This is a genomic window from Agathobaculum sp. (assembly GCF_050946325.1).
Classification (GTDB): domain Bacteria; phylum Bacillota; class Clostridia; order Oscillospirales; family Butyricicoccaceae; genus Agathobaculum.
Genome location: NZ_JBMNUP010000105.1, coordinates 1 through 6,587, shown reverse-complemented (window position 1 = coordinate 6,587; position 6,587 = coordinate 1). Strand labels below are relative to the sequence as shown.

The following is a 6,587-nucleotide window of genomic DNA, read 5'->3' as shown; positions in this document are numbered from 1 at the left end:
AGTGCTAACAACTGGAATTGTTTATTTTATTTTTCATAGGAGGAATTCGTTATGAAGCTCAAGCCCCTTTGCGATCGTGTTGTCATCAAGATGATCGAAGCGGAGGAAACCACCGCAAGCGGCATTATTCTTACTGCATCTGCACAGGAAAAGCCGCAGATTGCAGAAATTATTGAGGTTGGCCCCGGCGGCGTTGTGGACGGCAAGGAGATCAAGATGGAAGTCCAGAAGGGCCAAAAGGTCATCACCAGCAAATATTCCGGCACAGAGATCAAGCTGGACGGCGAGGAATATATCATTGTCCGTCAGAGCGACATTCTGGCTATTGTTGAGTAATTTCAGGAGGTAATGAATCATGGCGAAACAGCTTATTTACGGTGAGGATGCACGCAAGGCGCTGCAGCGTGGTATTGACCAGCTCGCCGATACCGTTAAGGTTACGATTGGTCCCAAGGGCCGCAACGTTGTACTGGACAAGAAGTTCGGCGCTCCGCTGATTACGAATGACGGTGTAACGATTGCCAAGGAAATCGAGCTGGACGACGCTTATGAAAATATGGGCGCGCAGCTGGTAAAGGAAGTTGCAACCAAGACCAACGATGTTGCAGGCGACGGTACGACCACGGCTACCGTTCTGGCGCAGGCCTTTGTGCGCGAAGGTCTGAAGAATGTTGCTGCGGGCGCCAATCCGATGATTATGCGCCGCGGTATTTCCAAGGCTGTGGCTGCCGCAGTAGATGCTATTGCGCAGAATTCCAAGGCGGTTGACGGTACGAATGATATTGCCCGCGTCGGCGCGGTTTCTTCTGGCGATGAAGAAATCGGCAAGCTGATTGCTGAAGCAATGGAAAAGGTTTCGACTGACGGCGTTATTACGGTTGAAGAGTCCAAGACTGCAGAGACCTACTCCGAAGTTGTGGAAGGCATGCAGTTTGACCGCGGTTATGTCACTCCCTATATGTGCACCGATACGGAGAAGATGGAAGCTGTGCTGGATGAGCCGCTGGTACTGATTACCGATAAGAAGCTGTCCAACATTCAGGAACTGCTTCCTGTGCTGGAACAGGTTGTCAAATCCGGCAAAAAGCTGCTGATCATCGCTGAGGATATTGAGGGCGAGGCGCTGTCTACCCTGATTGTTAACCGTCTGCGCGGTACCTTTACCTGCGTTGCAGTTAAGGCGCCTGGATTTGGCGACCGCCGCAAGGACATGCTGCGTGATATTGCTATCCTGACTGGCGGCACGGTTATCTCTGAAGAGGTTGGCATTGAACTGAAGGATGCCACTGTGGATATGCTGGGTTCTGCGCGTCAGGTTATCGTAACCAAGGAAAATACTACCATTGTAGACGGTGCTGGCGACAAGCAGGCAATTGCCAGCCGCGTTGCTGAAATCCGCGGCGCAATTGAGCGCACAACCTCTGATTTTGACCGTGAAAAGCTGCAGGAGCGTTTGGCCAAGCTTGCCGGCGGCGTAGCTGTCATCAAGGTAGGTGCGGCAACCGAAACCGAAATGAAGGAAAAGAAGCTCCGTATTGAGGATGCGCTCAACGCAACCCGTGCGGCGGTTGAAGAAGGTATCGTTGCTGGCGGCGGCGTTGCGTATGTCAATGCAATTGCTGCGGTTGAAGTGCTGGCTGAAAAGGCAGAGGGCGACGAAAAGACCGGTATGCAGATTGTTGCACGCGGTCTGGAAGCGCCGATGGCACAGATTGCCATCAATGCAGGCATTGAAGGCGCGATTGTTGTAGATAAGGTTAAGAATTGCGGCAAGGTTGGCTATGGCTTTGACGCTTCCACCGAGACCTATGGCGATATGATTGCCAACGGTATCGTTGACCCGACCAAGGTAAACCGTTCTGCGCTGCAGAATGCGGCTTCGGTTGCTTCGATGGTGCTGACCACGGAAAGCCTTGTTGCCGATAAGAAGGAGCCTGTAGCGCCGGCACCGGCTGCTCCGGATATGGGCGGCATGTACTAAGAGACACCGCAAAGGCTTGAATTGCTTGGTTTTTGGAGGGAGAAAAAGCGGACTTACGCCAAACTTACGCCAAGAACACAAGCGCGTTATAGGGTAACAAAAATCGGCACCTGCCCAAAAAGCAGGTGCCGATTTTTTATTTGCATTTCCGTAAGGGCATTTGCCGAACTGATTCCGGCACGGCGTTCATATCAATCCCTACTATCCGACTTCTTGCGTTGGACCATAATGAACTTTACAATCAGCCCGCCGATGAACGCTGCTCCCAAAACAAAGAAAAGAATCACCCAAATATACTCCTCGTCAAGGCCAAACAGCATGAGGTCGATGCATACCGCCCCGCCGCTAATGTATAGAAATTTATTAATTCCACTCATGGGTGTTTTGGGTTTAGGCTCCGGCTTGGAAGCAGTATGAGCAGGGGAGGCGGCATTCGGTCGGGACTTATTTGACTCATCCATCGCCTGGCGGTAATGAACATACCCGTCGATGCCTTTACCGTAAAAGCCAAAGTCGTCGTTTTTCATATGAAGCACCTCCTTATAATTAAAGTATAACATAGCAGCGTATAGACGGACAGTCTTTTCTGCAAAAGAGCAGCAGTTGTCCGAACAAGGCTGTTTGTGTTTTTGGGGCGGATCATAAAATGATTTTTTCATTCATATTTTTAGCATATTGTACCGAATTTCGCTAATAAACAAACGTTTTCCTTGGTAATTTGAATTATGGTTTGACAGATATATGCTTTTGTGATATACTGTTACCAGAATATAATCTTAGGTTGTAACCGTTTTGTAACTATAAGGAGTATAGATATGCCTACCACTGCCAAGAAGAAAGACCTTCTGGAATATAAAGGACACCCGCTGATGCGCAAAGAAAACATCATTTATTATGGTTCGATGAGTGATACCCATATTATTATGATGCAGATTCTCGAGTCGGGTGAAGTAAAGGGGCTGCCTGTCGCTAAGCGCGTGTCCGTGCAGCTTCAGCAGACCAATCCGAATGTTCGGATTAAAGAACGTATCGTGAAAAAAACAGAGAAGGATAGCCTGTGGGCTGCAATGGATATTGCCTCCATCTGGCTGAATCGTGCGCTGAATAGCAAATAACAGAAACGGCTGTATAAAACGGAGGTTGTTCAATGAATCCAACAAAGAAACTTTTACGCATTGCCGTTTCGACTGTTTTGGCGGTTTCTATGACGCTGCCGAATGCTTTTGCCATGTATCAGGCGAAGGTCAAGGCAGATGCACTCTATCTGCGAGAAGCGCCAGAGGGAGATATTATTGCCACGCTTCCTCAGGGAACCATGCTGGCGGTGCTCAGCAACAGCGATAGTTGGTTTAAAGTGGTTGCAGACGGCAAAGAGGGCTATGTCAGCGGCGAATATTTGACCGGCACTTTAACTACGGATTTCCCGCTGGGGGAGGGACGCATTGTTTGTGATACAACGGTTAACCTGCGTTCTGAGCCGAACACTTCCTGCAAGGTATTGTCTTCTTTGCGGAATGGAACGGCATTGAATGTAATTGGCGTATCTTCCGGCTGGTATAAGGTAAGTTATAATGGTGTTACCGGCTATATTCATCCGGATTATCTCAGTTTTGCCGCGGCGCAGACACAAAAGGATGCAAATGTTTCGCCTGATGCGGATGCAATTGCTTATGCCGGTACCAGTGAAGCCCGGTCGTCGGTGCTTACATATGCAGCGCAGTTCCTGGGAACGCCGTATGTTTATGGCGGCAGCACTCCCAGTGGTTTTGACTGTTCCGGCTTCACCTCTTATGTGTTTAACAACACTGTAGGTTCGATTCCGCGCGTGGCCCAGTCGCAATACAATGCTACAACGCATCTCACACGCGAGGAACTGCTTCCCGGCGATTTGGTCTTCTTTGGCAGCAGCGCTTCGTCGATTAGCCATGTTGGTATCTATGTGGGAGACGGCCAATTTATTCACTCGCCGCATACGGGTTCGGTTGTCAAGTATGAATCGTTGTCCGGCAGTTATGAAACCCGCTTCCAGGGTGGCGGCCGCGTTATTTTTGAATAAGTATCGAGAGGAACACAAAGCTGGTTTGTGTTCCTTTTTCATTGCGTTAAGATCAGACTGCTGCGCCACCTGCAACAATTTGATAAAAAATCAAAAGCCCTGCCAGTAAAATGGCAGAGCTTTTTACATTTCTGACTTTGCGAATATGCGTCAAATAAATTCGTTGGGTTTTCTTCCGCTGCACACTTTCTGCAATTTGAGCACGGCGCCAGAGAGAAGCAACTTGTTGAGCTCGCGGGCATGGCTGGGACACATCGAAATGCAGCGCATGCAGGAAATACACCGGCTGGTATCCGTATTCTTGGGATTTTCCGGCGGAATTGCCCCAACTGGGCATACCGCTGCACAGGCGCCGCAAGAACGGCAATCATGGTTTGCTTTGGGATGCATGGGGAGACTGTGCCACTCTTTGTATGGCCGGTTGCCTGGAACTGCCAGTGGGGGAATCGTTTCCGATTCTGCGCGCTGCCGAATGGTTTCTACAAAACCTTCCAGCTCGCGCACATCGTCTGCATCCGGACGGCCGGCGGCAAATTGTCTCATGATAGAATGCTCCGCTACTGCGGCTACCGCGGCTATGGAACGAAAGCCTGCGCTTTCAGCGATATCTTGCAGTTCTACTAACGTATCTTCATATGCGCGGTTTCCATAAACAGCCACAAGGACTGCTTTTGCCCCGTTTCCGCGCAGCAAGCGGAGACGTTCGGCTGCGACGGCAGGCACTCTGCCGCCAAAAGAGGGAACAGCAAGCAGACAGATATCGTCCGCAGAAAAAGAAAAAGATGTAAAGTCAGTCTTTTGATCGGTCAGGTCGATACACGAAGAGCGGTCAGATAACTTGTTTGCAAGAACATGCGCTACTTTTTTTGTGCCGCCCGTAGGACTGAAAATAATCTCAAAACAATTCATTTTGTTCCCCGCCTTTGTATATTATTTGTATAATTGGATTTTATCACACCGCCTGATAGGTGTCAATGTTTACAAGCTGCGGTAAAAAAGGTATAATTAGTTGCGTATTGCATGATGGCATAGCAGATTCATATAAACAAGGAGATTGATATGCGCTTTGCTTTTTTTACCCTGGGCTGTAAGGTGAACCTGTTTGAAACCCAGGCGCTCAGCCAGCTTGCAGAAGCCAGGGGGCATGAACTGGTTGACAGAGATGCTGACGCGGTGGTTATCAATACCTGCACGGTTACGTCGGTTTCTGACCATAAAAATATTCGGGCATTTCACAAATTGCGTAAAGATAATCCAAATGCAGTCATTGCGGCTTGCGGCTGTTTTGCGCAAATTGACCCTGCGCAGGTGCGCCAAAACACAGAGATTGATTTGGTCTGCGGTACAAAAGAACGCGCCCGTGTGATTGAGATGTGCGAGGCTGCAGTAAACGGCAGGTCAATACCTGCAATACAGGTATCGGAGCAGGACAGCAACAATTTTGAACTGCTGCCGGCTGGAATACCCAAGGGGCGGACCCGTGCGTTGCTGAAAATTGAAGACGGCTGCAATAATTTTTGCACCTATTGCATTATTCCCTATGCACGGGGACGAGTTCGCTCGCTTTCACCCGTATTGGCCGAGCAGGAGACTGCGCGTCTGGAGGCCGCAGGGGCGCGTGAAATTGTGCTGACCGGTATTGAAATTGCGTCTTATGGGAAGGACCTGCAGCCCCGCAGTTCTCTGACGGAACTGTTGGTGCAGTTGTTGGCTGCCCACCCTCAGGTGCGCTTCCGGCTGGGGTCGCTCGATCCGCGCATTGTTGACGAAGATTTTTGCGAACGCCTTTGCTGCTATGATAATTTAGCGCTCCATTTCCATCTGTCTTTGCAAAGCGGCAGTGATACGGTGCTGCAGAGAATGGGGAGAAAATATTCCGCGGAGCAATATTATCGCCGTGTTGATTTGCTGCAAAATGCTTTTCCGGACTGTTCGGTGACAACCGATTTGATTGTGGGCTTCCCCGGTGAGACGGAAGAAGAATTTTTGCAGTCTGTTTCATTCCTGCGGCGCTGTGGCTTTGCAGCCGTGCATGTTTTTCCGTTTTCTCCGCGAGAAGGAACGCGTGCCGCAAATATGGAGCATCCAATCGCTGCAAATGAAAAAGCGCGACGCGCACAGATTGCCAAGAAAGAAGCGGACGCGCTTTCTGCGCAATATAGAAAGCGGTTTATCGGCAGAATATTAAATGTGCTGCCCGAACATTGTGCGCATGGACTTAGACCGGCACATGGCCGCTATGGTTTTCCTGTATATATCAAAGAAGCAGAAGCGCAAAGAAATATTCCCATTGATGTGCGTATCACTGACTTGTACCGTGATGGCGTACTGGCAGAAATTCTTTGATACGGAATGTAACCAAATTTCCTCCCGCCCCATAGTATGAAGTGAAATCTTTAATAGGAGGAAATGACGCTTATGTGTTCTTCTAACTCGTTCTGGGGCGAAAAAAATTGGTGGTGGATCATTATCGTGATTATCCTGATCTGGATCTGCTGCTGCGACGGCAACAATGGCTGCGGCGATAATACTGCCGGCTGCTGTTCGTGC

7 protein-coding genes are annotated in these 6,587 nt (G+C 49.5%); 5 read left to right on the top strand and 2 right to left on the bottom strand.

All coding sequences use genetic code 11. The features are described 5' to 3' along the window. Nucleotides 1-51 precede the first annotated feature (51 nt). The gene (locus ACOYIE_RS08215) at nt 52-336 is read left to right on the top strand and encodes a co-chaperone GroES (RefSeq protein WP_433412210.1); all 285 of its coding nucleotides are present in this window, start codon (nt 52-54) and stop codon (nt 334-336) included. 19 nt (nt 337-355) lie between these two features. Further along, entirely contained in the window at nt 356-1,981 is a 1,626-nt protein-coding gene (gene groL / locus ACOYIE_RS08210) for a chaperonin GroEL (RefSeq protein WP_433412208.1), read from the top strand. Between the two features lie 191 nt (nt 1,982-2,172). Here groL and ACOYIE_RS08205 read toward each other — a convergent pair whose 3' ends face one another. Continuing rightward, nucleotides 2,173-2,508 (bottom strand): hypothetical protein, encoded by a 336-nt coding sequence (locus ACOYIE_RS08205; protein ID WP_433412206.1) that lies wholly within the window; start codon nt 2,506-2,508, stop codon nt 2,173-2,175. Nucleotides 2,509-2,796: 288 nt separating this feature from the next. On the opposite strand from ACOYIE_RS08205, the gene ACOYIE_RS08200 reads away from it, so the two are divergent. After that, on the top strand, nt 2,797-3,096 hold the full coding sequence (locus ACOYIE_RS08200) for a hypothetical protein (RefSeq protein ID WP_433412204.1): 300 nt from the start codon (nt 2,797-2,799) through the stop codon (nt 3,094-3,096). A 32-nt stretch (nt 3,097-3,128) separates the two neighbouring features. Continuing rightward, nucleotides 3,129-4,037: an NlpC/P60 family protein gene (locus ACOYIE_RS08195; protein WP_433412202.1), complete on the top strand. Its 909-nt coding sequence runs from the start codon at nt 3,129-3,131 to the stop codon at nt 4,035-4,037. Nucleotides 4,038-4,187: 150 nt separating this feature from the next. Here the strand turns inward: ACOYIE_RS08195 and ACOYIE_RS08190 are convergent, their stop codons facing one another. Beyond that, a complete protein-coding gene (locus tag ACOYIE_RS08190; protein WP_433412200.1) occupies nt 4,188-4,946 on the bottom strand; it encodes an EFR1 family ferrodoxin in 759 nt (252 codons plus the stop codon). Between the two features lie 150 nt (nt 4,947-5,096). Between ACOYIE_RS08190 and mtaB the strand changes: the two genes are divergently transcribed. Continuing rightward, nucleotides 5,097-6,383 (top strand): tRNA (N(6)-L-threonylcarbamoyladenosine(37)-C(2))-methylthiotransferase MtaB, encoded by a 1,287-nt coding sequence (mtaB, locus tag ACOYIE_RS08185; protein WP_433412198.1) that lies wholly within the window; start codon nt 5,097-5,099, stop codon nt 6,381-6,383. The last annotated feature ends 204 nt before the right edge of the window (nt 6,384-6,587 follow it).